We start from the raw sequence: 24,120 nt of genomic DNA, 5'->3' as shown, positions 1-24,120 counted from the left end.
GCTCCTTCTCTTATCGGTTGATCCGCTGCAGGAACCTGACCGCCGGCCAATAGAGCAAGGCGATCAAGAGGTTGAACCCAATGACCAGCGCGTAGAGCGTCCGGGTTCCGGCGTCCCGCGGCCCGAGGGCGAGCCCCAGGACGGCGATGATCAGAACGGTGATGGCCACCGCTGCGATGAGGCGCAGGAACTGCAGCGCCGTCTCTACTTCCCTTCCCGGCCCCCGGCCCTGATCTTTTCCACCAGATGGCATGCCACCATGCCTCCCTCATACTCCCGGAGACCGGGCTCCTCCCGGGCACACACCTCCTCTGCGTAGGGGCAGCGCGGGTGGAACTTGCAGCCCGGCGGGGCGTTGACGACGCTGGGCATGTCGAAGGAGCGCAGCGGCAGCTGCCGCAGGCGTTCGCCCCGCAGGGTCGGATCGGCCTCGGGCACCGCGGCGATGAGGGCGTGGAAGTAGGGGTGCGCCGGGTGGTCCAGGGCCGCCTGAATCTGGTTCATCTCGACCATGCGCCCCAGGTACATCACGGCGATGCGGCCGTGGTGGGCGATGTAGCGGGCGGTGCCCAGGTCGTGGGTGATGTAGACGAAGGAGATGCCGTACTTCTTGTTGGCGCGGGCCATGAGGTCCAGCAGCGAGATGCGCAGCGACACGTCAACCATCGAGACGGGCTCGTCCGCGACGATGAGGCTCGGCTTCACCGAGAGCGCCCGGGCCAGCAGGATGCGCTGGCGCTGCCCGCCCGAGAGCTGGTGCGGGTACTTCTCCAGGAACTGCTCGGGGGGCGTCAGGCCGATCTCGCCGAAGAGGTTGTAGAGCTCGTCCCACGCCTGCTGCCGGTTCCGCACCAGCCGGTGCTGCAGCAGCGGCAGGGAGAGGGACTGGAAGATGGTGCGGTTGGGGTTCAGCGCCGCGTAGGAGTCCTGGTGGATCATCTGCACGGCGAGCCGGTACTCCCGGTACTCCTGCCGGGTGAGGCTCCGCAGGTCCTTGCCCTTGTACAGGATTCGCCCTTCCGTGGGCTGATAGATGTCGGTGATGACCTTGCCGAGGGTGGTCTTGCCGCAGCCGCTCTCGCCCACGACGGCGATGATCTCGCCCGGGGCGATCTTCAGGTTCATCCCGACCAGTGCGCCCACCCGCTCATTCCGGTTCCGCTCGCTGCGGAAGTAGACGCTTACGTTCTCCAGTTCGATGAGGTTCACTGGCGAAACACCTTCTCCCAGCTGTAACAGCGAGTGTACTGATCGGGGTTGCTGCCGTACATCCGGAGCGTGCCGGCGCGCTCGCCCTCGCAGATGCCCTGCGCCTTGGCCCAGCACCGCGGTGCGAAGCGGCAGGCGTCGGGCAGGTTGGCCAGGTCGGGCGGGTTGCCCGGGATCGCCTTCCGGCGGGTGACGTCGTCCCGCAGCGACGGGATGGCGGTCATCAGGCCGGCGGTGTAGGGGTGCGTCGGCCGCTTGAAGAGGTCGAGCACGGGGCCGTACTCCACCACCTCGCCGGCGTACATCACCACGAGCCGGTCGACGATGGAGCCGATGATCGAGACGTCGTGGGTGAGGAAGACCATCGTCAGGCCATAGTCTTTCTGGATCTGCTTCAGGATCTCGAGGATGTACCACTGGGTGATGACGTCCAGGGCGGTCGTCGGCTCGTCCAGGAAGATGATGTCGGGGCTGAGGATCAGGCTGAGCGCGATGATGCACCGCTGCTTCATCCCGCCGGAGAGCTGGTGCGGGTAGCAGTCCAGCACCCGCTCCTCAAGCCGCACCCGGCTCAGCAGGTCGCGGGCCTTGGCGAGGATCGCCTCTTCCTTCATGTCGGGGTCGTGCGCCCAGGCGGTCTCCAGGAAGTGCTCCTTCACCCGCAGCGAGGGGTTCATCACGTTCTGCGCCGCCTGGAAGACCGAGGTGAGGTTGGTCCAGCGGTGCTTCGCGAACTCCTCGGGGGTCAGGGTGCGCAGGTCGACGGTCTGGCCGTCCCGCTGGTGGTAGATCACCTGGCCGGAGGTGATCTTGCCCGGCGGCTGGATGAGGTTCAGGATGCCCGACACCAGCGTGGTCTTGCCGGAGCCGCTCTCGCCGATGATGCCGATGATCTCGCCGCGGCGGATGGTCAGGTTGACGCTGTCGCAGGCGCGGATCTTGCGTCCATGTAGGGCGAACTCTACGGTGAGGTCTTTGATCTCGAGAATCGGGTCTGCCATTCTTCCACTCCTCTAGGCCCGCAGGCGGGGGTTGAGCGCCTCGTCCAGCCCGCTCGCAAAGAAGTAGGAGCCCAGCTGGAAGAGCATGAGGCAGACGACCGGCGCCAGGAAGTACACCATCGACGCGGACCCCATCAGGGCCCCGGTCTGGGAAATGGCCACCTGGATCATCACGCCCCAGTGGTTGCCCTGGAAGGGCACGAGTCCCAGGATCATGAGACCGACGCTGGAGGTGATGGCGCCCTTCATGATCGAGATGAAGTTGACGGCGATGTACGACACCAGGTTGGGCAGTACGTCGTAGATGATGATGTTGAACTTGCTCAGCCCCAGGATGCGGCTGGCCTCGATGAACTCCCGGTGCTTCAGGTTGAGCACCTGGGAGCGGATGGCCTTGGCCAGGCCCGCCCAGGACCAGAGGCCCAGCACCAGGCCGAACACCAGGGGTTCGGTGATGCGGATGACCATCGAGAGGATCATGGTCACGGGGAAGCTGGGCATCGTCAGCACCACGTCGGTGATGAGCATCAGGATCCGGTCCACGATGCCGCCCTGCAGGCCGGCGACGATGCCGATGACGGCGGCGATCAGCACCGCGAAGAACCCGGCGTAGGCGGCCACCAGGAGGACCTCCCGGGACCCGAGGATCAGCTGCAGCAGCGTGTCCTTGCCGGCGAGGTCGGTGCCGAGCCAGTGCGCCGCCGAGGGCGGCTGCAGGCGGTTGGCGTAGTCGGACTTCAGCTCGGGGATGAACATCGGCCCGAAGATGGCCATCAGCAGGAAGGAGAGCAGGATCAGGAAGCCCGTTCGGGACAGCGGGTTCCGCCAGATGACGCTGAAGAACGCCCGAAGGCCGGATACCCTGTTCGTGCGGCGACCGTTCACCATCATCTATCTCTCCCTCAGGCGTGGGTTGAGCACGGCGTAGAGTTTCTCAGCCAGGAGCCCGGAGAGCACGACCACCACGATCATGATGAAGTACATCCCCTGCATCAGCGGGTAGTCACGCCGGGTGATCGCCTGGTTCAGGTAGTAGCCGACCCCGGGGTAGAGGAAGAGGTTCTCGATCAGCGGCGAGCCGCCGAACATGAAGCCGAACGAGATGGCCAGCGAGGTGATCATCGGGAGCACGGAGTTGCGGCCGACGTAGTGGACGAGGATGCGCCGCTGCGAGAGGCCGCGGGCGGTGGCGTAGGTCACGTAGTCCTCGCCCAGCACCGTCAGGGCGTTGGCCCGCATGCCGATGGTCCAGTTGGCCACGGTGGTCAGGAAGTAGGCCATCACCGGCAGGATAGCGTGCCGGATGACGTTGGCGATGAAGGCCATGTTGAATCCCGGGGTAACCTCGGCGCTGTACGGGCCGCGTGCGGGCAGCCAGCCGAGGGTGACGGCGAAGAGGAAGATCAGCAGGTACGCGACGATGTAGTCGGGGATCGAACCGAAGATCGATTGCCAGACGTTGAGGGCCGCGTTCATCCACCGTTTCCGCTTCCAGGCGATGAAGATGCCTGTCAGCACCCCCACGCTGAAGGAGAGCGTGAGCGAGATGGTCAGCACCAGCAGGGTCCAGGGGAGCGCGCCGAGCACCAGCTGCAGCACCGGCTTGTGGTAGGCCAGCGAGGTGCCCAGGTTGCCGCGCAGGACGCCGCCCAGGTAGTTGACCAGCCGCTGCATGACCGGGATGTCAGGGTCGTAGTTCAGCACGCTCTTGGCCTTGGCGTAGGCCAACTCCATCTCGAGATTCTCCGTACGGGCAATCTCCGCTGCCAGGGTTTCCACCGGATCGCCGGGCATGTTCTGGATGACCAGGAACATGCAGATAATGGCGAACAGTATGGTTACCAGCGATACTACTAGCTTTTTCAACTTCACATCCACCTTTGCCGCGTGGTCCGAACGGAGGAGGTCGCCGTTGAGATTCCCCTTCGCTTGGTTGAATTCCTTCTGCCGAGAGAGGAAAATGTATATACCACTCGAACACAAAAATGGGTGGTACGATATAGCCCTTCCGGTTTGCGTCACAGCACCGTCGAGCCCGTACAAAAGGAGTTGCTCTGTATGTCACTGGCTGCAAGGGCCGGAGAGCTGTTCATGATCGGTTTTCGCGGCGCCGCACCCGAGGATGTGCCGGAGGGTTTCCTCCGCGCCGAGGGCGTGGGCGGCGTCATCCTGTTTGCCCGCAACCTGGTCTCGCCTGAGCAGGCGCGGCGCCTGACCGACCGCATTCAGTCCTGCAGCGCCGGGCTGCCCCTGCTGATCGCCACCGACCAGGAGGGCGGCATCGTGCTGCGGCTGAGCGCCACCCCGTGGCCGGGCGCCATGAGCCTGGGCGCGGCCGGCTGCACGGCGCTCACCGAGCGCGTGGGCGCAGGCATCGCCCGGGAGCTGCGGGCGATGGGGATCAACATGAACCTGGCCCCGGTGTTAGACGTGAACGTCAACCCCGCCAACCCGGTCATCGGCGTGCGCTCCTTCGGCTCTGACCCCGGGCGGGTGGCCGAACACGGCGCCGCCTACATCCGCGGCCACCAGGCGGAGGGCGTGCTGACCACGGCCAAGCACTTCCCCGGCCACGGCGACACCGCGGTGGACTCCCACCTGGCCCTGACCCACGTGCCGCACGGGATGGAGCGGCTGGAGGCCGTGGAGCTGCTGCCCTTCCGGCGCGCCATCGCCGCGGGCGTCGATGCCGTCATGACGGCCCACGTGGCCTTCCCCGCGGTGGAGCCAGAGCCGGACGTGCCGGCCACCATCTCGCCGGCGGTGCTGACGGGTCTCCTGCGGGAACGGCTGGGCTTCGACGGCCTGATCATCACCGACTGTATGGAGATGAAGGCGATCGCTGACCACGTGGGCACCGCCGAGGGGGCCGTGCGGGCCATTGCCGCCGGCGCCGACCTGGTGCTGGTCTCCCACCGCGAAGAGGTCCAGCGGGAGGCCATCGCCGCGGTGCGCAGCGCCATCGAGAGCGGCCGCATCCCCGCGCAGCGGGTCGAGGAGGCCCTGCGGCGCGTGCGGGCCGCCCGGGAGCGGGTGGCGCGGCACGGCCAGGCCGGCGACCCCGCCGTCGTCGGCGGGCCGGATCACCGCGCGCTGGCCGCCGAGGCCGCCGCGGCCGCCATCACCGCGGTCGGAAACCTGGATGACGTCCTCCCCGTCCGGCCGGAGCGGACCCTCCTCCTCGCGGTGGACCCCGCGCCCGTGGTGGAGGTGGAGGAGCGGGAGCCCACTGGTTCGCCCGTCCTCCGGGCTGCCGCCGAGCTCGCGCCCGGCATGCGGGCGGCGGGCGTGCGGCGCGAGCCCGGACCCGGGGAGGTGGAACGGCTGGTGGCCGAGTCTGCGGAGGCCGACCTGGTCGTGGTGGCCACGTACCTGGCGCAGCGGTTTCCCGGCCAGGTCGCCCTGGTCCGGGCCCTGGTGGCCGCCGGCCGCCGGGTGTTGCTGGTGCCGCAGCGCGGGCCCTACGACCTGCTCGCGGTCCCCGGTGTGGCCGGCGCCGTGGTGATGTACGAGGACCATCGGCTCGCGGCCGAGGCGGCGCTGCGCTGCCTGTTGGGACAGGCCCCGGCGCCCGGCCGGCTGCCCGTTGCACTTTCGCAGTAGGGGGGAGCGGCCGTGTGCGCGGTTGACCCGGCCCGCCTGGAACGGGCTTTCGCCGTGCTGGCGCGCGGGGTGGAGCAGGGCGCCTTCGCCGGGGCCGTGGCCGCCGTGGGCGGTCCCGACCAGCTGGTCGTGCGCGCCTTCGGGCACGCCGCCCTGCGGCCCGAGAAGATCCCCATGCGCACCGACACGCTCTTCGACCTGGCGTCGCTCACCAAGGTGGTGGCCGCACTGCCGGCCGTCCTCCGGCTGGTGGAAGAGGGGGCCTTCTCCCTGGACGCCCCGGTCCATGCCATCTTGCCGGAGTTTCCCGACGAGCGCGTGACGGTCCGCCACCTGCTGACGCATACCGGCGGCCTGCCCGCCTGGCGGCCGCTCTACCTGGACTGCCGGGGCTGGGACGAGTACCTGCGTGCCATCGGACAGGTCCCGCTGGAATCCGCCCCGGGGACGCGGGTGGTCTACAGCGACCTGGGCTTCATCCTGCTCGGGGGCATCGTCGTCAGGGTGACCGGGCAGCCGCTGGCCGATTTCTGCAAGTCGGCCGTCTTCGACCCTCTGGGGATGGCCGAGACCTGCTGGACCCCCCGGGTCGACCGCAGCCGCATCGCAGCCACCGAGGAGGGAAACCGCACCGAGTACGGCATGGCGGGGAGCCGCGCCGCCGAGTTCGGACGGTGGCGGCGGGGGATATTTTGGGGCGAGGCCAACGACGGCAACGCTTTCTACGGTCTGGACGGCGTGTCGAGCCACGCCGGGCTCTTCAGCACGGCGGCCGACCTCGCCGCCTACGCCCGGGCCTGGCTGCGCGGCGGCGCCCCGATCCTCTCGCGCGCGGCCGTCGCGCTGGCCACCCGGAACCTGACGCCGGGGCAGGCCGAGGCCCGGGGACTCGGGTGGCAGAAGCCGCCTGCGGACCCGCTTCCGGCGCGGTCCCACTCCTGCGGCGAGCTGCTCTCGCCCGCCAGCTTCGGCCACACGGGCTTTACGGGCACGTCGCTCTGGATCGACCCCGAGCGGCAGCTGTTCGTCATCCTCCTGACCAACCGGCTCCACCCGGTGCCGCGGCGCGCAGGGCCCGATCTCTTCGCCCTGCGCCCCGCCTTCCACAACGCCGTGGCCGCGGCCTGGGATTGCGCAGATGAAGGGGGTGAGGCGCCTGAGACGCCTTGAGGGGATCGCAGCCAAACCGGAGCGCCTCGTGATCGGCCTGATGTCCGGCACCTCGGTGGACGGCATCGACTGCGCCCTGGTGCGGATCCGGGGCGGCGGGCCGGGTGTGCAGATCGCCCCGGTCCACTTCGCCACGTATCCCTTCGACCCGGCCGTGCGGGCGGAGATCTTCCGCCTCTTCCGGCCGGAGACGACCGACGTCGTCTCGGTCTGCCAGATGAACTTCGTCCTGGGCGAGGTTTTCGCCGATGCAGCCCTGCGGCTGATGCGGGAGGCCGGCGTGCGCCCGGAGGAGGTGGACCTGATCGGCTCCCACGGCCAGACGGTCTGGCACGAGCCCAACCCGGTCGACCGGGCCGGCGCCGTCTCCCGCAGCACCCTGCAGATCGGCGAGCCGGCCGTGATCGCCGCCCGCACGGGCGTGGTGACGGTCGGCGACTTCCGGGTGCGGGACGTGGCCGCGGGCGGCCAGGGGGCGCCGCTGGTGCCCTACCTGGACTGGTGCCTCCTGCGGGACGGGCGGCTGAGCCGCGCCGTGCAGAACATCGGCGGCATCGGCAACGTGACCTACCTGCCCGCCGGCTGCGCCCTGGAGGAGGTGGTCGCCTTCGACACCGGCCCGGGCAACATGCTGATCGACGCCCTGACCAGCCACTACTTCGGCCGGCCCTTCGACGAGGGGGGCGCCATCGCCGCGCAGGGCCGCGTGCTGCCAGACCTGCTGACCGAGCTGATGGCGCACCCGTACCTGGCGGCGCGGCCGCCCAAGACCACCGGCCGGGAGCTGTTCGGCGTGCAGTTCGCGTCGGGGCTGTTCGGGCGAGGCGAGCCGGCCGACCTGGTGGCCACCGCCACGGCCTTCACGGCGCACTCCATCGCCGACGCCTACCGGCGGTTCCTGGGCCCGGTGGACGAGGTGATCGTCGGCGGGGGCGGCGCCCGCAACCCGGTGCTGATGCGGATGCTGGCCGAGGCCCTGCCCGGCGCCCGGGTGACCGCCCACGAGGCGGTGGGCATCAACTCCGACGCCAAGGAGGCCATCGCCTTCGCCCTGCTGGCCAACGACTGCGTCCTGGAGCTGCCCACCAACGTGCCCGGCGCCACCGGGGGCGGGCGGGCCGTGCTGGGGAAGATCTGCCTGTGAGGGGATCCCGCCCGGTGCGCTTGCGGGATGACCATGCGCCCGGCAGTCAGCCTGCCGCAGGGCCCGTGAGTGCCTGAGCTTTCCATTCACCACGTACGAGGAGGAGCTTGTCATGGCTGAACCAAGGGAGATGCGGATTCTGACCATCGGGGCTCATGCGGCCGACCAGGAGCTGGCCGCCGGGATGATCGTGGCCAAGTACACCGCCGCCGGCCACAAGGCCTTCATGCTCAGCCTGACCCCGGGCGAGAAGGGGCACCCGACCCTCTCTGCCGAGGAGTACGCCGAGCAGAAGAAGCGGGAGGCCGCCGAGTGCGCCCGGAAGCTGGGCGCGGAGGCGATCTTCCTGAACTACAAGGACGCGGAGCTGCCGTACAACGACGAGGTCTCCCTCGAGGTCTGCGACATCATCCGCGACATCAAGCCCGACGTGCTCATCACCCACTGGCAGAACTCGATGCACCGCGACCACCGGCACGCCCACAAGATCGCCATGGACGCCTACTTCTTCGCCGCCCTCAAGCGCATTGAGCGGTCCAAGCCGGCCCACTGGACCCGCCGGGTCTACTTCTCCGAGAACTGGGAGGACATGGAGGGCTACGAGCCGGACATCTACGTCAACATTCCCGAGCCGATCTTCGAGCAGTACTGCGACGCCCTCTCCAGCTTCGCCCTGTGGAACGGCGCGACGGGCTGGCCCTACGCCGACTACTACAAGTCGCTGGCCCGGATGCGGGGCTGCCTGGGCGGCGGCCTGAACTGGAAGTACGCCGCCACGCTGATGGTGCCCAAGGGCGGCCTGCGGCAGTACGCCCCGGGCGACCGGCTGCCGTTCGAGCTGTAGTCAATGCAGGACTGCCAGGGCGATCCTGCCCTGGCAGTCCTGGCCTTCATCTGATGACCGCCGCTGCCACGGCGTTGTGGAACCGGGGCCGCAGGCGGAGGATATGATCGGTGCGGCCGAAGTGCACCCGGTTGGTCAGCAGGGCGACCACCAGGCGCCGGTGGGGGTCGATCCAGAGGCTGGTGCCGGTGAACCCCGTGTGGCCGAAGGAGCCGGGGCTGAACAGGTCGCCGCAGCTCAGGCCTGCTGAGTCCTCCCGGGCGACGATCCAGCCGAGGCCCCGGTGCTCCTGCCCCGGCAGGTGGGGCGTCTGGTCGCGGGTGGCCGCGGCCACTGCGGCGGGCGACAGGACCCCGGCGCCGCCTTCCAGCCACATCTGCCCGTAGGCCGCGACCTCCGGGGCGGTGGCGAAGAGGCCGGCGTGGCCCGCCACGCCGCCCAGCGCCGTGGCGTTCTCGTCGTGCACCTCGCCGCACTGGTGGCGGCCCAGCCGCTCCCGGTACTCGGTGGCCGCCGCGGAGCGGGCGCGGTCTCCGGAGGGCAGGTAGCCGGCGTGCACGAGGCCGAGCGGCCGGTGGACCTGTTCCCGTACGAACCGGTCCAGCGGCTGGCCGCTCACCTTCGCCACCAGCTCGCCCAGCAGGATGAACCCGAGATCGCTGTAGATGATCCGGCTGCCCGGCGGCGCCTGCAGCGGCACCGAGGCGAGGCGGGCGATGCGCTCCGCACGGCTCCCGGCCGGCTCCCGCAGGACCGGGCTGCCCGGGGGGAAGCCGGCGGTGTGGGTGAGCAGGTGGCGGATGCGGATCTCCTCGCGCCCCTCCCCGCGGTACTCGGGGAAGAACAGGTGCAGCGGGTCGTCGAGCCGGATCTCGCCGCGGTCGATCAGCAGCAGGACCGCGGGCAGGGTCGCCATCACCTTGGTGAGCGAGGCCAGGTCGAAGAGGGTGTCGGGCGCCATGGGGCGCCGCGCGGGGTGCACCGCCGCCCAGCCCAGGGCCCGGTGCGCCGCCACGGCGCCGTCCCGGGCGATCACGGCCACCGCTCCCGGCAGCTGCCCCGCGGCGATCTCCGCCTCCAGCAGGCCGAAGGCCCGCTCCAGCCGCCCGGGATCGAAGCCCGCCTCCGCGGGGCCCGCCGGGCGCAGGCCGCGGGGCCAGCGGGTGGCCTGCAGGCCGTCGGCGAAGGGTACTCCGGTCATCGTTCCGTCAACTCCTCACACGGCGGACGCAGGCGGCCCGCCTCAGTCAGATCTATGCAGAGACGAGGGATAGCGAATGGCAAGGGTCAGACTCGGCAACGAGGTGCTGCTCGCCGACCGCAGGGACCTGCTCAGGGGGTCCCGGGTGGGCATCGTGACCAATCACACCGGCGTGAACAGCCGGCTGGAGTCCATCATCGACCTGCTGGCGGCGGATCCCGAGGTGCAGGTGACGGCGCTCTTCTCGCCCGAGCACGGCATCCGGGGCGACGCCGCCGCGGGCGAGAAGGTCGGCAGCTCGGTGGACCCGGTGACCGGGCTCCCGGTTCACAGCCTGTACGGCGAGACCCGCAAGCCGACGCCGGAGATGCTCCGGGACGTCGACGTGCTCCTCTTCGACCTGCAGGACGCAGGGGTGCGGTTCTACACCTACACCTGGACCCTGGCCTACTGCATGCAGGCCGCCGCGGAGAACGGCAAGCGGCTGGTGGTGCTGGACCGCCCGAACCCCATCGGCGGCGTGCAGGTGGAGGGCGGCGTGGTGCAGCCCGGGCTGGAGTCCTTCGTCGGGCTCTACCCCGTGGCCACCCGCCACGGCCTCACCCACGGCGAGATCGCCACCTGGATCAACGACCGGTTCGGCATCGGCTGCGACCTCACCGTCGTGCCGGTGGACGGCTGGCGGCGCGCCATGTGGTGGGACGAGACGGGTCTGCCCTTCGTCCCGCCCAGCCCGGCGGCCAACGGCCTGGAGATGCTCACGCTCTACCCCGGCCTCTGCTTCCTGGAGGGGACGAACCTCTCCGAGGGCCGGGGCACGGCGCTGCCGTTCCAGGTCTTCGGCGCACCGTGGCTGGATGAGCGGAAGACCGTCGCCGAGCTCAGCCGGCGCAACCTGCCGGGGGTCCTGTTCCGGCCCACCTACTTCACCCCGTGGACGTCCAAGCACAAGGGCGAGCACTGCCGGGGCGTGCAGATCCACGTGGTCGACCGGGCGGCCGTGCGCCCCGTGGCCCTGGGCGCCCACGTGGTCGAGGCCGTACGCAGGCTCCACCCCGGCAAGTTCGAGTGGGTCTCCTGGGGCCGCATCCGCTCCCTCGACCGGCTGAGCGGCTCCGACCTGCTCTACCGGGCTGCGGAGGGGGAACTGCCCCTGGAGGACGTGCTGGCGCGGTGGGAGGAGGAGTCCCGCCGGTTCGCCGCCGAGTCGGCCGCGTACCATCTCTATCGGTAGCCCACCTGACCGGGGCTGCCTGGCGCCGACCGCCGGGCAGCCCCGCCTTCACCCGCCGCCGCGGGCCGCTCAGCCCAGTTTCTGCAGCTCCTGCCGCCAGGCGCGGAAGGGCTTCATGCTCATCTCCTCCAGGCCGCCCGGCCGGTTACGCTGCAGCCAGAGCTCCCGGTGCTCGTAGGCGACCTCGTCCAGTTCCCGGACGAGCTGCTGCACCTTCCCCGTGGCCGGCCGCTCTCCCCTCTGGACGCCCTGCAGGGTGCGACCCAGGTCGCAGAGCAGGAGCAGGAGGCGCACGCTGTTGCGCATCTCCCGCATGACCAGGGGGCCGTCGGCCGTGCGCAGGTCCGCCCGCTCGAGGCCGGCCGCCGCCTGCCGCACCGCCTGCTCCTGCGCCGCGAAGTCGCACTCGGCGAGCGGCTTCCACGTGCGCCACGCCGCGGCGCTGTGGAACAGCCGCCCCAGGGCGGTGGAGTTGTGCAGGAGCGGCCCGGCGGCCAGGTAGGTGTTGCCGAGGTCGTGCAGCACGTCGCCGATGGCGCCGGCGGCATCGCGGAAGAGCAGCTGGTTGAGGAAAGGCCGCACATCGCGGTCCCGGTTGGCCGTGAACGCCCAGCTCACCCCGGCGCCGTAGGCCACGGGCAGGTAGACGACCGGCTCGTAGTCCTGGTGGCCGTAATCGCCCCAGATGGTGTTGAGGTAGCCCGCCGCCCCGTGCTTCAGCCCGCTTTCCGCCGCATTCCGCATGTTGCCCAGGGCGTTCTCGGTCCGCCCCACCAGCGACATCCAGGTCGACGTGCCGGGGCACACGTAGAACGGCACGCCCGCCCGCGCGTACTCGGCGCAGTGGGCGTCGAAGGGGTGGTCCGCCTCGTAGCCCCACTCCAGCGCGATGACGTCCTTGGGCAGCTGGGCCACCGCCTCGGGGTACTTGATGATGATGTCGCCCCAGAACTGCATCGTGCGGCCCCGCTCGGCCACCAGGCGGTAGATCTTCAGCAGCTGCTCGAGGTAGACGGCATGCTCTCCCCGCTCCGCCACCGCCTTTTTCGAGCGGCCCTGGCCCAGGTCGAAGGTCTCGTCGCAGCCAACATTGAAGTACTGGCTGGTGAAGTGCGGCAGGAGCTCGTCGTAGAGCCCCGCCAGGAACGGGATGACCGAGGGCTCGGCCGGCGAGAGCGAGAACGGCTCGTCCCGGCGGCCGCCCCAGGGCAGCTCGAACCCGTCGGGCGCCTCTGCCATGTGCTGGTAGCGGGGGTGGATCAGCCAAGGCGTCATGTGGCCGAAGGAGTTCTGGTTGGGCACCAGGTCGATGAACCGCTCCCGGCAGTACCGGTCGAGGAGCATGATCTGCTCGCCGGTCATGGGCGAGTAGGCCTGCCAGACCTCCCGGTGCTCCCGGTAGGCGAAGGTGTGCTCGGTGTAGAGCTGGAACTCGTTGACCTTCAGGTCGGCCAGCAGGTCCACGAAGCGGAAGAGGCGCTCCATCGTGGGCACCTTGCCCCGGCTGATGTCCAGCATCACGCCCCGCCGGGCGAAGTCCGGATAGTCGTCGATCTGAAGCTCCGGCACCTCCCGGCCGGTGGCCAGGATCTGCTTCAGCGTGGCCAGGCCGTACGCGGCGCCCTGCGGCGTGGCGGCATCCAGGCGGATGCCCTCGGGCGCCACCGCCAGCCGGTAACCCTGCGGGTGGGTCACCGCGCGGTCGCCGACCAGAACGGCCACATGGAACCGCTCCTCCAGGCCCCTGGGGCTCGCGGTCAGGCGCACGGCGACGCCGACACCGGCCGAGACGGACTCCTGGAAGCTGCGCAGGACGGGGAGGAGCTCCTGGTGGTGGCCGGCGACGACCACCCAGAGTTCATCAGGGACCCGTACGGCCCGCTCGCCGCAGGTCAGCTGGCGCGGGGCCGGTACCAGTGCGGGGCTGTGCAGCATGGGATACACCTCCACAGATGGGGTCGGGAGCCGGCGCAGGCACGCGTACCTCTGGCAGCATGCGGAACTGATAATCGGTTCATCCGGCGGGAGGGTTTCGGTCCTCGCTGTCAAACAGGAACGGGGAAGATGTATATACCAGTTCTGTTCACGCAGGGTGAATCCTGCCGTACGGCAACCGTCGCAACCACATCGGGCCATTCTGTGCAACGGAGGCTGCGAACATGCGCTATTTTCTCGGCATCGATGCCGGTGCCACCAAGACCTATGCGCTCCTGGGCGACGAGTCGGGCCGCCTGATCGGCCTGGGCAAGGGCGGAACGGGGAACCACCAGTCACAGGGCGGGCTCCCGCTCGCGATGGCCTCGATCGCCCGGGCGGTGGAGGAGGCCCTCGCGGCGGGCGGCCTCGCCCCCGGCGAGGTTCACCACGCCGCCTTCTGCCTGGCGGGGGCGGACCTGCCCTGCGATTACGCGATGCTGGAGGAGGCCATCCAGGAGCGGTGGCCGGACATGCGATTCTCCGTCCACAACGACAGCTTCGCCGGCCTGCGGGCGGGCCTGACCGGCCGGTGGGGCGTCGTCTCCATCTGCGGCACCGGCACCAACCAGGCCGGTATCGGCAAGGACGGCCGGGAGGTGCAGGTGGGGGGCCTCGGCGGCCTCTTCGGCGACTACGGCGGCGGGGCCGACCTGGGTCGCGCCGCGGTGGCGGCGGTCTTCCTGGCTGCGGAGCAGCGCGGCGTGGAGACGGCGCTCACCGGGCCGGTGCTGGCGGCCCTCGGGGCGGCGGACGTCGACGACCTGCGGGAGAAGCTGTACCGGGGCCAGATCGAGCGCGGGCGGATCTTTGCCCTGGCGCCGCTGGTCTTCGAGGCGGCCAACCGCGGCGACCAGGCCGCGCAGGAGGCCCTGATCGAGATGGGCCGCCGGATGGGCCGGTCGGTGGGCGGCGTGATCCGCCAGCTGAACCTGTGCGACGAGGAGGTGGAGGTGGTGCTCGCCGGCTCCACCTGGAAGGGGAACAACCCGCTCCTCGTCGACGCCTTCCGGCTCGAGGTGCACCGGGTCGCCCCGCGGGCGCGCCTCATCCGGCCCCGCTTCGAGCCCGTGGTGGGCGCCTGGCTCCTCGCCCTGGAACGGGCGGGGCTGGAGGCGACGGATTCCGTCTGCGAGCGGCTGGCCGCCACCATGCCGCCCGATCTGCCGCTGAATCAGGAAACGAACGTATAGGGAGGGGTCTCGGTGAAGACGCTGAAGGTCGCCGTCATCGGCGGCGGTTCGAGCTACACCCCGGAGCTGGTCGACGGGTTCATCCAGCGGCGGGAGGCGCTGCCCCTGGCCGAGCTGCGGCTGGTGGACGTGCCCGAGGGGCGGGAGAAGGTGGAGATCATCGCCGGGCTCACCCGGCGCATGCTGGACCGGGCGGGAATGCAGGCGAGGGTGTCGGTGCACTTCGACCGGCGCGCCGCGCTGGAGGGGGTGGACTTCGTCGTCTCCCAGTTCCGGGTGGGCGGCCTGGACGCCCGGGCGCTGGATGAGCGGATTCCGCTGAAGTACGGCGCCCTCGGCCAGGAGACCACCGGGGCTGGCGGCTTCTTCAAGGCGCTGCGCACCATCCCCGTCATCCTGGACGTGTGCCGGGACATGGAAAAGGTGGCGCCCGGCGCGTGGCTGATCAACTTCACCAACCCCGCGGGCATCCTGACCGAGGCGGTGCTGCGCCACAGCCGCGTCCGCGTGCTGGGCCTGTGCAACAACCCGATCAACATGACGATCGCCGCGGCCAACATCCTGGGGGTCGAGCCCTCCCGGGTCTTCCTGCAGTTCATGGGGCTCAATCACCTGGTCTGGGCCAGGGTCTACCTGGACGGCCGGGACGTCACCGCCCGGGTGCTGGAGGCGATGGCCCCGGCGGCGGGCACGCCCGCCAACGTGGCGGCGCTCCCCTACGACCGGGAGTTCCTCCTGGGGATGGGCTACATGCCGTGCCCGTATCACCGGTACTTCTACATGCTCCCCGAAATGCTGCAGAAGGAGATCGAGGCCGCGGGCGGCCAGGGCACCCGGGCCGAGGTGGTGAAGCGGACCGAGGCCGAGCTGTTCCGGAAGTACAGCGACCCGGGCCTCGACGTCAAGCCGCCCGAGCTGGCCAAGCGCGGCGGGGCCCACTACTCGGAGGCCGCGGTCTCCCTGATCGATGCGATCGCCAACGACCGGCGGGAGGTCCACGCCGTCAATACCCGGAACAACGGGGCCCTGGCCGACCTGCCCGGCGAGGCGGCCGTCGAGGTCAGCGCCCTGGTGGGCGCCCACGGGGCCGTCCCGCTCACCGTCGGCCACCTGCCGCCGCAGCTCAGGGGGCTGCTGCAGCACGTGAAGGCGTACGAGGAGCTGACCATCGCGGCGGCGGTGAGCGGCGACCCGTCGCTGGCGCTGCAGGCGCTGGCCGCCAACCCGCTGGTCCCCTCGGTGGCGGTGGCGAAGCAGCTCTGGGCCGAGATGTCCGCCGCCCACGCCCGCTACCTGCCGCAGTTCGCGGGCAGATAGAGAGGGGGAAAGCCCCCGCACCCCATCTCGGCGGCCGTCCGGATTATCCTGCACTCCCCAGAATGGTCACAGGGACTGACCATATGGGGGGTGCTTTTCTTAATGCCTCGAAAGCACGTGAGGCGGAGTAAGAGTATGAACACCGCGAATTCACAGGAAAGAAGGAGGATTATTGCACGAGTCGTCAAACATGTATATACCATTTGCGTGGCAGACCCAGCCAGGGAGGACTGAGAGGATGGCCCTCTCCGAAACGCTGCGGAAGGTGTGGCGGAGCTACTACCTCCGGCGGGTGGTCAAGGCGCTCCTGACCATCTTCGTCGTCACGACGCTGACGTTCTTCCTGATCCGCCTGATGCCGGGCAACCCCCTCGACATCTACATATCCCAGCAGCTGGCCCAGGGCGTTCCGCTCATCGAGGCGCAGCAGATGGCCGCCGCCCTCTACCAGATCGACCTCGACAAGCCGCTGTGGCTCCAGTACCTCGACTACATCTGGAGCCTGCTGCACGGCGACTTCGGCATGTCCATCGTGTCCACCCGCACGCCCGTCAGCGACCTGATCCTGCGGTTCCTGCCCTGGACGCTGTTCGTCGTCTCCGTCTCGCTGGTCACCAGTTTCGTGCTCGGCATCCTGCTGGGCACGGTGACAGCCTACCGCCGCAACACGCTGCTGGACCATGTTCTGACCTCGCTCGCGTCGATCATCTCGGCGGTGCCCAACTACATCGTCGGCGTGCTGATCATCGTCTACTTTGGCGTGCGCTGGAAGTGGTTCGACGTGGCCGCGGTGCGGGGCTCGCTCTCCCCCGGCGTCCACCCGGAGTGGTCGTGGGCCTTCCTGAGCGATGCGCTCTACCACGCCGCCCTGCCCATCATCACGTACGTGGTCACCACCGTGGGCAACTGGATGCTGGCCATGCGCTCCAGCACGATGGCCACCCTGGGCGAGGACTACGTGATGGTTGCCCGGGCCCGGGGCCTCAGTGACCAGCGCATCGCCACCGCCTATGTGGGCCGGAACGCCGTGCTGCCGCTCTTCACGTCCCTGGCGATCTCGATCGGCTTCGTCGTGGGCGGGTCCACGCTCATCGAATCGGTCTTCACCTACCAGGGTATCGGGATGAAGCTGTCCTCGGCCCTCACCTCCCGCGACTACCCGGTGATGCAGGCGATCTTCATCATCATCTGTACGAGCGTGGTCGCCGCCAACCTGCTGGCTGACCTGCTCTACGGCCTGCTGGATCCGCGGATCCGCATCGAGGGGAGGTAGCGTGCTGCGATGGCCCTCCGGAATCTCGGCCACGGGCTCCTACAGTCGCTGCGCATCATGGCCCGCAACAAGGTGGGTTTCGCCGGCTTTCTCGTCACCCTGCTCATCGTGGTCGTCGCCTTCACGGCGCCGCTCTTCGTCGCACTGGACATGACGGCCAATATCGACCAGATCTACCAGCCGCCCTCCCTGAAGCACCCGCTGGGCACCGATTACCAGGGGCGCGACATCTTCCGCCAGATCCTCACCGGCGGGCGCGAGGTGATCTACGTCGCCGCCCTCTCCGCCTTCCTGGTGGTGCTCATCTCCATCGTCCTGGGCTCGCTGGCGGCGCTGATGGGCGGCTGGGTCGACAGCCTGGTCAACGCCGCCGCCGAGCTGGTGCTCACCATCCCCCACTTCCCGCTGCTCCTGGTGCTGGCCGGCTTCGTGCGGCTGAACTCCCCGGCCGGGCTGGCCGTGATCCTCGCCCTCATCGGCTGGGGGACGCTCACCCGGACCATCAGGGCACAGGTGCTCTCCCTGAAGGAGCGCGACTACGTTCAGGCGGCGCGGGCCCTGGGCCTGCCCACGAGCCACCTGCTGTTCCGGGAGATCATGCCCAACATGATGAGCTACCTGCTGACCCAGTTCGTCCTGACCATGACGCAGGCCATTTACTCCCAGGTGGGCCTCATCTTCCTCGGCATCATCCCCCTGGCCACACACAACTGGGGCGTCATGATCAACCTGGCCTGGAACCAGGGTGCCATCTACGGATCCAGCTCCGTGTGGTACCTGATCGCCCCGATCACCGTGATCGTCATCCTTCAGTTCGCGCTCATTTCGATGAACCGTTCGCTGGAGGAGCTCTTCAATCCACGCCTGCGAAGTGGGGAGTAGCCGTATGTCGGAAGTCGTGCTCTCCGTGCGCAATCTGAGGCTCGAGTACCAGAGCCGCCGGGGGAAGGTTCAGGCACTCCGGGGCGTGAGCTTCGATCTCTACGCCGGTGAGACCCTGGCGCTCATCGGTGAGAGCGGCTGCGGCAAGTCCACCCTCGGCTTCGCCCTGATCGGACTCACCCCGGGCACGGCCCGCATCACGGGCGGCTCGGTCACCCTGGCGGATGCCGGCGGAAGGCGGGATCTGCTCACGCTCCCGGAGGCGGAGCTGCGCCGACTGCGCTGGTCGGAAGTGGCGCTGATGCTCCAGGCGGCGATGGGCGCATTCAACCCCGTGATCCGCATTCAGGACCACTTCCTCGACACCGCACGGGCCCATGGCCTGACCGACCGGGGCGAGGTGCTGCGGAGGGCCCACCGCATGCTGACGGCCGTGCACCTGGACGCGGACCGCGTGCTGCGCGCTTACCCGCACGAGCTGTCGGGCGGGATGCGGCAGCGGGTGCTGCTGGCCCTGGGGCTCCTGCTGCGGCCCCGGATCGTCATCCTGGACGAGCCGACCACGGCCCTGGACATCCTGACCCAGCGGACGATCATCGACCTGCTCCGGGAGCTGAAGCGGGAGTTCCAGTTCACCCTGATCTTCATCTCCCACGACCTCTCCCTGGCCGCCGAGCTGGCCGACCGGGTGGCCACCATGTATGCCGGGCAGCTGGTGGAGATCGGCGAGGTGCACGCGATCTTTGAACGCCCCCACCACCCGTACACCCGCGGCCTCATCCGGGCGGTTCCCACCCTCAGGGGGGAGCGGGAGGAGCTCACCTCCATTCCGGGGTCGCCGCCCGATCTCGTCAACCCGCCTCCGGGCTGCAAGTTCCATCCCCGCTGTCCGTACGCCGACGGCGCCTGCCGGTCCGCGGAGCCGGCGCTCAGCGCCGTCGACGGGCACCTGGTGGCGTGCCACCACTGGCAGCGGGTACTCGCTGACGCCGAGGGGAGGTAGCGCCCGTGGCCCTGTTGGAGCTGAAGCGCGTCAGCCGCTGCTTCCAGCAGAAGCGGCAGGTGGTGCGGGCGGTGGACCAGGTGAGCCTGGCCATCGCCCCCCGGGAGATCGTCTGCCTCGTGGGTGAATCGGGGTGCGGCAAGACGACGACAGGCAAGCTGGCTGCCGGCCTCCTGGAGCCTTCCGAAGGGAAGATCCTCTTCGAGGGGAAAGAGGTCGCGCACCTTCAGGGGGCTGAGTTCGCGCGGTACCGCCGGGCGGTGCAGATGGTGCACCAGGATCCCTTCTCATCCCTCAACCCGGTGCGGACCATCTACCAGACGCTGAGCGCCCCGCTGCTCTACCACCGCCTGGCCGCCGACGAGCGGGCGGCGCGCCGCCGGGCGATCGAGCTCCTGGAACTGGTCGACCTCACCCCTGCGGAGGAGATCCTCGACAAGTTTCCGCACCAGCTCTCGGGCGGGCAGCGGCAGCGGGTTGCCGTGGCCCGGGCGCTCACGGTGAACCCGCAGTTCATCGTGGCCGACGAGGCTGTCTCCATGGTGGACGTCTCCATCCGGGCCAGCCTGCTGAACATGCTGCTCCGGTTGAACAGGGAGCTCGGTGTCAGCTTCCTCTTCATCACCCACGACCTGGCCCTTGCCCGGTACTTCGCCCGGGAGGGGCGCATCGGCGTGATGTACACGGGGCGCCTGGTCGAGCTGGCCCGAACCCCGAACCTGATCCGTCAGCCGCAGCACCCGTACACGGCGGCGCTGATATCGGCCATCCCCGAGGCAGACCCCCGCATCACCCGCACCAAGGAGCGGATCCGCCTTCGCAGCGACGACGTTCCCCGGCTGACCGACCTGCCCCCGGGATGCCACTTCCACCCGCGCTGCCCGGTCTGGGTGGAGGGGAAGTGCGACAGGATGCAACCGGCGCTCGCACCGCTCCTGCCCGATCACGCGGTGGCCTGTCACGCCCCGCTGGACGGACGGGCGCCGGAACGGACGGAGGTGTAGCCCGTGCCACCGGAGATGGGAAAGCTTGCGTTCCAGATCGCCACCTGGATCATCCTGGTCGCGGCGGTGCTCCTCTGCTTCCTGGAGCGAGGCACCGCCGAGCGGGTGATCACCGAGTTCTCGCTGGCGCTCGGCCTGATTATGGCCGGCGCGGTCTGGTGGCTGACCCGGGGTTCCCGCAGACGCCCGGAGGGCGGCTGGGAGGAATAAAGACTCAGTGAACGGAGGGTGTGGAATGCGGAAGCGGTTCCTTTCGGCGGTGGCGATGGCGGCCGTGCTGGCCCTGGTGCTCTCGGCGTGCGCCGGCAAGCCTTCGGATGCGCCCTCTCCTGGTGACGGGGGGGCCGGCCAGGGAGGGGCCCCGGCGGCCAGGGAAACGGTGCTCCACGGCGCATGGGCCTACGAGGTTCCCCCCAAGAGCCACTTCAATGTGTTCGTGACCGGTGTGCTCAACTTCCCCGGCGGCCCGTACGCCAACCTGATGACGAGCCCGCTGGCGCTCTACTACTGGCACGACAACTCCTGGGAGAAACAGCTCGCGACCGACTGGAAGGTCGATGAGGCCAACCGGACGCTGACCGTCAGCCTGCGCCAGGGGGTGAAGTGGTCGGACGGGACCGAGTTCAGCGCCCGGGACGTCGCCAACTACATGTGGATCGGCCGGGCGAAGAACTACACCGTGTGGCGGTACGTGGAGAGTTTCCGGATCGTCGACCCCTTCACCGTGGAGTTCAAACTGTCTGACCTCAACCCCGTGGCGATATACTACATCCTGCGCATGAACCCGCAGCCGACCTCGGTGTACGGCGAGTGGGCCGACCAGTTCGCACAGCTGTACGAAAAGGGCCTGACGAACCAGTCCGACGAGGTCAAGAGCCTCCTGGCGGAGTTCGACGCCTTCCGCCCGGCGGACTACGTGGCGTCGGGGCCGTTCAAGATGGATGTGCAGAACATCACCGAGGCGCAGGTCACCCTGGTCAAGCGGCCCGACGCCTGGAACGCCGACCTGGTCAAGATCGACAAGATCGTGATCTTCAACGGTGAGACGGCGACCGTGACCCCGCTCGTGCTCGACAAGAAGATCGACTTCGTCACCCACGCCTTCCCGCCCGCCACCGAGCAGCAGTTCATCAACATGGGCCTGCGCATCATCCGCTTTCCGTACTACACCGGCCCGGCCATCTTCTTCAACAACGACATCTACCCGTTCAACGTGAAGGAGTTTCGTCAGGCCCTGGCGTATGCGATTGAGCGGACGCAGGCCGGCACGGTGGCGCTGGGCCGGTCCGGCATCGCCGTGGAGTACATGGCCGGCATGGCCGACAACATGGTGAAGACCTGGATGGACCCGGCCGACATCGCCAAGCTCAACAAGTACGAGCACAACCCGGCGAAGGCCGAGGAGCTGCTGAAGGGGCTGGGGTTCACCCGGGGCGCGGACGGCGTCTGGGTCGACGACAGGGGCAGGCGGCTCGAGTTCGAGTTCTCCGTTCCCAGCGATTTCGCTGACTGGAGCGCCGCCGCCGAGAACGTGGCCCAGCAGCTGAACGCCTTCGGGATCAAGACGTCCATCCGTGGCACCGTGTGGAGTCAGTACACCACTGACATGAACGCGGGCGCGTTCCAGTTCGGCTTCCTGCCGTGGGGCAGCAGCACGCCGCACCCGCAGTTCGCCTACCTGGCCAACCTGGTCACCTACAACGGAGGCGGCGTGACCATCAACCCCGTGCCCGAGAGGCCCGGCCAGAACTTCCCCGTCGTCCAGCGGTGGAGCGGCGGCGAGATCAACTTCCAGGAGTTGGCCATCCAGTCTGCCGTCGGCAGCGAGGCACAGCAGCGGCAGACGGTCACGACGCTGGCCCTGGCCTTCAACGAGCTGCTCCCGGTCATCCCGGTCTTCGAGCGCTACTCCAACGCCCCGATCCTTGACGGCGTCAACGTGACCGGGTGGCCGCCCGACGGGGACCCGATCCTGACCAACGGCAGCGCCGACTCCTTCCTGACGCCGCTCATCGTTACTGGCCGGCTCAGGGGCGTGGATCAGTAGGTCTGTCGCCGGCGGGCGGCGTGAGCGCCGCCCGCCCCTTGCTGGGCAGGCTGCGAGGCAGCTCTGCGTCATCGTGGAGAGAGGGAGTGAGTGCATGGAGTACCAGGAGCTGTTCGAACTCGTCCGTACCCGCCGCTCGATTCGCAGGTACCGTCCCGATGACGTGCCCGACGAGATGCTGCAGCGGGCCATCGAGCTGGCCACCTGGGCGCCCAGCGGGGGCAACTTCCAGCCCTGGCGGTTCACGGTGGTCAAGAACCGGGAGCTCATCGGCAAGCTGGCTGACGCGGTGGAGTCCCGCAGCCGGCTGATGGCCTCCTGGCCGGAGTCGGAGCCCTACCGGGCGCACGCGGACCGCTGGGTGGTGACCAGCGCCTTCTTCCGGCACGCGCCCGCCTGCATCGCCGTGCAGGTGGGGGCCTACCAGTCCGTGGCCGACAGGCTGCTGGCCGCCCGGGGCGAGGGCGATCCCGCCGCCCGGGAGATGATCGAGTGGCGCCGGTTCGGCTCCTCCCGCATCCAGACCATCGGCGGGGCGATCATGCTGCTGCTTCTGGCGCTGCACCAGCAGGGGCTGGGCGCCTGCTGGATGGCCGGGCCGCTGCAGGCGAAGGCCGAGATCGAGCGGCTGCTGGGCGTGCCTGAGGGCTGGGACTTCGTCGCCCTGGTGCCGGTGGGCTTCCCCGCCGAGGAGCGGGAGGGCGCTCCCCGGAAGCCGCTCAGCGAGGTGGTGGAGGTCATCCGGTAGCCCCTGTCACCCCGTATGCCCTGAAGCCTGCCCGGGAAAAATGTTAGGGCAGGCTTCATGTACGGGTACGGGGAGTGAGGGCGTATGGGTACGCGTGGCCCGGGCGGGGGGCGGGGGAAGCGCCTCCGGGCGGGTGCCCTCCGGGGCCGCCGGCGGATCCCGTGGCACCGCAGGGCCGGGCGGCGTACCGGATGGCTGGCGGCCCTGCTGGGCCGGGTGAGGCGGCGCTGGCGCTCCTTCTGGCACTGGGAGGTCCTGCGCGCGCTGAGGGACCGCTACCCGGCGCTGGGCCGGGCCCGGTTCCCGGCGCAGGGCGAGCTGCGCCACTTCCCTCAGCGCAGCTGGCAATAAGACCAACAACCCCCCTGGCCGCTCGGCCAGGGGGGCGGTGCTTTCTCAGAGGTTCCCGTGCAGGGCGTAGGTGCGGACCTTCTCCAGCTCGCGGACGACCAGGTTCTTCCCTTCGGGGGTGTGCCACCAGTTGTCCCGGGTGATGTCGGTGCGCCGGTCGGGGCAGCAGGTGATGACCGTCTCGCGGGGGATATAGTTGGCGATCGTGCGCTTTGCGCGGCGCATGTGGTGGGGAGCGCTAACCAGGAGGACGTTCCGGATGTTCTTCCAGCCGATGCTCTTCTCGATGCGGTCGACGGCGTAGCGAACCTGTTCGATGGTGTTCAGGGATTCGCACTCCACCTCGATGGCCTCCGCCGGCACGCCCAACTCGACCATCCGGTCGCGGAGCCGTTCCGCCTCGCAGACGCCGATACCCCGCTTGTCGCCCCCTGCGATGAAGACCCGGGGCGCCATGCCCTGGTGGTACAGCTCGGCCGCGCGTTCGGCCCGCTCGAGTCGCTTGCCGCCGAAGACCAGGATCAGATCCCCGGGCGTGGGCTCATCCTCCACGAACAGGTACTCGGAGATCTCCCGGAGCGACATGCCTTCGTACAGTCTCAGACTCATGTGGCATTCCTCCCTGGCGCGTGATCGTTCTGGCGCCCGCTCTCCCCACCTGGCCCCTTCAGTCTCGCCGCTGAACCCCCGCCGGGCGCCGTGAAGCGGGGCGGCGAAAGGCCAAAAATCGCCTTTGCTTCGCAATCAGTCACGCCACGTCGGACGGCCTGGCCACAGGCCCGGCTCCGCACAGGCATCTGATTCCGAGACAAAGGCGATCTTGCAGGCACGCTTTGCAATTTTGGGCAGGCCGGCGCGCGGCCCGTCCCACCAGTCGCGCGGGTCGAGGCTCGCGCGCGGCGCAAGGAGAGGAATCACCAGC

At 69.3% G+C, this 24,120-nt stretch carries 23 protein-coding genes; 15 read left to right on the top strand and 8 right to left on the bottom strand.

Features of this window, described 5'->3' with window-relative positions; translation table 11 throughout:
- Positions 1–10: 10 nt before the first annotated feature.
- From J2Z79_RS04425 to J2Z79_RS04405, 5 genes are read right to left on the bottom strand one after another with little or no spacing between them, the layout of a single operon-like run.
- Positions 11–253: a hypothetical protein gene (locus J2Z79_RS04425; protein ID WP_209465656.1), complete on the bottom strand. Its 243-nt coding sequence runs from the start codon at positions 251–253 to the stop codon at positions 11–13.
- Positions 205–1,209, bottom strand: a complete 1,005-nt coding sequence (locus tag J2Z79_RS04420; RefSeq protein WP_209465655.1) for an ABC transporter ATP-binding protein — start codon at positions 1,207–1,209, stop codon at positions 205–207. Before J2Z79_RS04420 ends, J2Z79_RS04425 begins: the two co-directional genes overlap by 49 nt.
- Positions 1,206–2,210, bottom strand: coding sequence for an ABC transporter ATP-binding protein (locus J2Z79_RS04415; RefSeq protein ID WP_209465654.1), 1,005 nt, complete (start codon positions 2,208–2,210; stop codon positions 1,206–1,208). Before J2Z79_RS04415 ends, J2Z79_RS04420 begins: the two co-directional genes overlap by 4 nt.
- Positions 2,211–2,222: 12 nt before the next feature.
- Positions 2,223–3,098 carry an ABC transporter permease gene (locus J2Z79_RS04410; protein WP_245302114.1) on the bottom strand — a complete coding sequence of 292 codons (876 nt, stop codon included), beginning with the start codon at positions 3,096–3,098 and terminating at the stop codon, positions 2,223–2,225.
- Between the two features lie 3 nt (positions 3,099–3,101).
- Positions 3,102–4,082 (bottom strand): ABC transporter permease, encoded by a 981-nt coding sequence (locus J2Z79_RS04405; RefSeq protein WP_342589412.1) that lies wholly within the window; start codon positions 4,080–4,082, stop codon positions 3,102–3,104.
- Between the two features lie 186 nt (positions 4,083–4,268).
- On the opposite strand from J2Z79_RS04405, the gene nagZ reads away from it, so the two are divergent.
- The 4 genes from nagZ (at position 4,269) to J2Z79_RS04385 (ending at position 8,971) form a co-directional block, all read left to right on the top strand.
- Entirely contained in the window at positions 4,269–5,813 is a 1,545-nt protein-coding gene (nagZ, locus tag J2Z79_RS04400) for a beta-N-acetylhexosaminidase (protein ID WP_209465651.1), read from the top strand.
- Positions 5,814–5,825: 12 nt separating this feature from the next.
- Positions 5,826–6,983: a serine hydrolase domain-containing protein gene (locus tag J2Z79_RS04395; protein ID WP_209465650.1), complete on the top strand. Its 1,158-nt coding sequence runs from the start codon at positions 5,826–5,828 to the stop codon at positions 6,981–6,983.
- On the top strand, positions 6,961–8,127 hold the full coding sequence (locus J2Z79_RS04390; RefSeq protein WP_342589411.1) for an anhydro-N-acetylmuramic acid kinase: 1,167 nt from the start codon (positions 6,961–6,963) through the stop codon (positions 8,125–8,127). Before J2Z79_RS04395 ends, J2Z79_RS04390 begins: the two co-directional genes overlap by 23 nt.
- 112 nt (positions 8,128–8,239) lie before the next feature.
- Positions 8,240–8,971 carry a PIG-L deacetylase family protein gene (locus J2Z79_RS04385; RefSeq protein WP_209465648.1) on the top strand — a complete coding sequence of 244 codons (732 nt, stop codon included), beginning with the start codon at positions 8,240–8,242 and terminating at the stop codon, positions 8,969–8,971.
- A 46-nt stretch (positions 8,972–9,017) separates the two neighbouring features.
- Here J2Z79_RS04385 and J2Z79_RS04380 read toward each other — a convergent pair whose 3' ends face one another.
- Positions 9,018–10,172 carry a serine hydrolase domain-containing protein gene (locus J2Z79_RS04380; protein ID WP_209465647.1) on the bottom strand — a complete coding sequence of 385 codons (1,155 nt, stop codon included), beginning with the start codon at positions 10,170–10,172 and terminating at the stop codon, positions 9,018–9,020.
- Between the two features lie 76 nt (positions 10,173–10,248).
- Here J2Z79_RS04380 and J2Z79_RS04375 point away from each other — a divergent pair, with 76 nt between their 5' ends.
- Positions 10,249–11,406 (top strand): exo-beta-N-acetylmuramidase NamZ family protein, encoded by a 1,158-nt coding sequence (locus tag J2Z79_RS04375; RefSeq protein ID WP_245302112.1) that lies wholly within the window; start codon positions 10,249–10,251, stop codon positions 11,404–11,406.
- Positions 11,407–11,475: 69 nt separating this feature from the next.
- On the opposite strand, the gene J2Z79_RS04370 is transcribed toward J2Z79_RS04375, so the two are convergent.
- Positions 11,476–13,341 (bottom strand): beta-N-acetylhexosaminidase, encoded by a 1,866-nt coding sequence (locus J2Z79_RS04370; RefSeq protein ID WP_209465646.1) that lies wholly within the window; start codon positions 13,339–13,341, stop codon positions 11,476–11,478.
- Between the two features lie 224 nt (positions 13,342–13,565).
- On the opposite strand from J2Z79_RS04370, the gene J2Z79_RS04365 reads away from it, so the two are divergent.
- The 10 genes from J2Z79_RS04365 to J2Z79_RS04320 all read left to right on the top strand — a co-directional run bounded on the left by J2Z79_RS04365 (position 13,566) and on the right by J2Z79_RS04320 (position 23,198).
- Positions 13,566–14,573 carry an N-acetylglucosamine kinase gene (locus J2Z79_RS04365; RefSeq protein WP_209465645.1) on the top strand — a complete coding sequence of 336 codons (1,008 nt, stop codon included), beginning with the start codon at positions 13,566–13,568 and terminating at the stop codon, positions 14,571–14,573.
- Positions 14,574–14,585: 12 nt separating this feature from the next.
- On the top strand, positions 14,586–15,890 hold the full coding sequence (locus J2Z79_RS04360; RefSeq protein ID WP_209465644.1) for a 6-phospho-beta-glucosidase: 1,305 nt from the start codon (positions 14,586–14,588) through the stop codon (positions 15,888–15,890).
- A gap of 238 nt (positions 15,891–16,128) precedes the next feature.
- Positions 16,129–17,163 carry an ABC transporter permease gene (locus J2Z79_RS04355; RefSeq protein WP_209465643.1) on the top strand — a complete coding sequence of 345 codons (1,035 nt, stop codon included), beginning with the start codon at positions 16,129–16,131 and terminating at the stop codon, positions 17,161–17,163.
- Between the two features lie 9 nt (positions 17,164–17,172).
- A complete protein-coding gene (locus J2Z79_RS04350; RefSeq protein ID WP_209465642.1) occupies positions 17,173–18,045 on the top strand; it encodes an ABC transporter permease in 873 nt (290 codons plus the stop codon).
- Positions 18,046–18,049: 4 nt separating this feature from the next.
- Entirely contained in the window at positions 18,050–19,048 is a 999-nt protein-coding gene (locus J2Z79_RS04345) for an ABC transporter ATP-binding protein (RefSeq protein ID WP_209465641.1), read from the top strand.
- Between the two features lie 5 nt (positions 19,049–19,053).
- Positions 19,054–20,052 (top strand): oligopeptide/dipeptide ABC transporter ATP-binding protein, encoded by a 999-nt coding sequence (locus J2Z79_RS04340; protein WP_209465640.1) that lies wholly within the window; start codon positions 19,054–19,056, stop codon positions 20,050–20,052.
- 3 nt (positions 20,053–20,055) lie between these two features.
- The gene (locus J2Z79_RS04335) at positions 20,056–20,262 is read left to right on the top strand and encodes a hypothetical protein (RefSeq protein WP_209465639.1); all 207 of its coding nucleotides are present in this window, start codon (positions 20,056–20,058) and stop codon (positions 20,260–20,262) included.
- A 25-nt stretch (positions 20,263–20,287) separates the two neighbouring features.
- On the top strand, positions 20,288–22,099 hold the full coding sequence (locus J2Z79_RS04330) for an ABC transporter substrate-binding protein (protein ID WP_209465638.1): 1,812 nt from the start codon (positions 20,288–20,290) through the stop codon (positions 22,097–22,099).
- Positions 22,100–22,193: 94 nt separating this feature from the next.
- Positions 22,194–22,847 (top strand): nitroreductase family protein, encoded by a 654-nt coding sequence (locus tag J2Z79_RS04325; protein ID WP_209465637.1) that lies wholly within the window; start codon positions 22,194–22,196, stop codon positions 22,845–22,847.
- An 84-nt stretch (positions 22,848–22,931) separates the two neighbouring features.
- Positions 22,932–23,198, top strand: coding sequence for a hypothetical protein (locus J2Z79_RS04320; protein WP_209465636.1), 267 nt, complete (start codon positions 22,932–22,934; stop codon positions 23,196–23,198).
- A gap of 45 nt (positions 23,199–23,243) precedes the next feature.
- Here the strand turns inward: J2Z79_RS04320 and J2Z79_RS04315 are convergent, their stop codons facing one another.
- Positions 23,244–23,807 (bottom strand): YdcF family protein, encoded by a 564-nt coding sequence (locus J2Z79_RS04315; protein WP_209465635.1) that lies wholly within the window; start codon positions 23,805–23,807, stop codon positions 23,244–23,246.
- Positions 23,808–24,120: the final 313 nt, after the last annotated feature.

The organism is Symbiobacterium terraclitae, assembly GCF_017874315.1.
Classification (GTDB): domain Bacteria; phylum Bacillota; class Sulfobacillia; order Symbiobacteriales; family Symbiobacteriaceae; genus Symbiobacterium; species Symbiobacterium terraclitae.
Note: the sequence above shows the minus strand (reverse complement) of the source record. Positions and strands in the feature narration are given on the sequence as shown.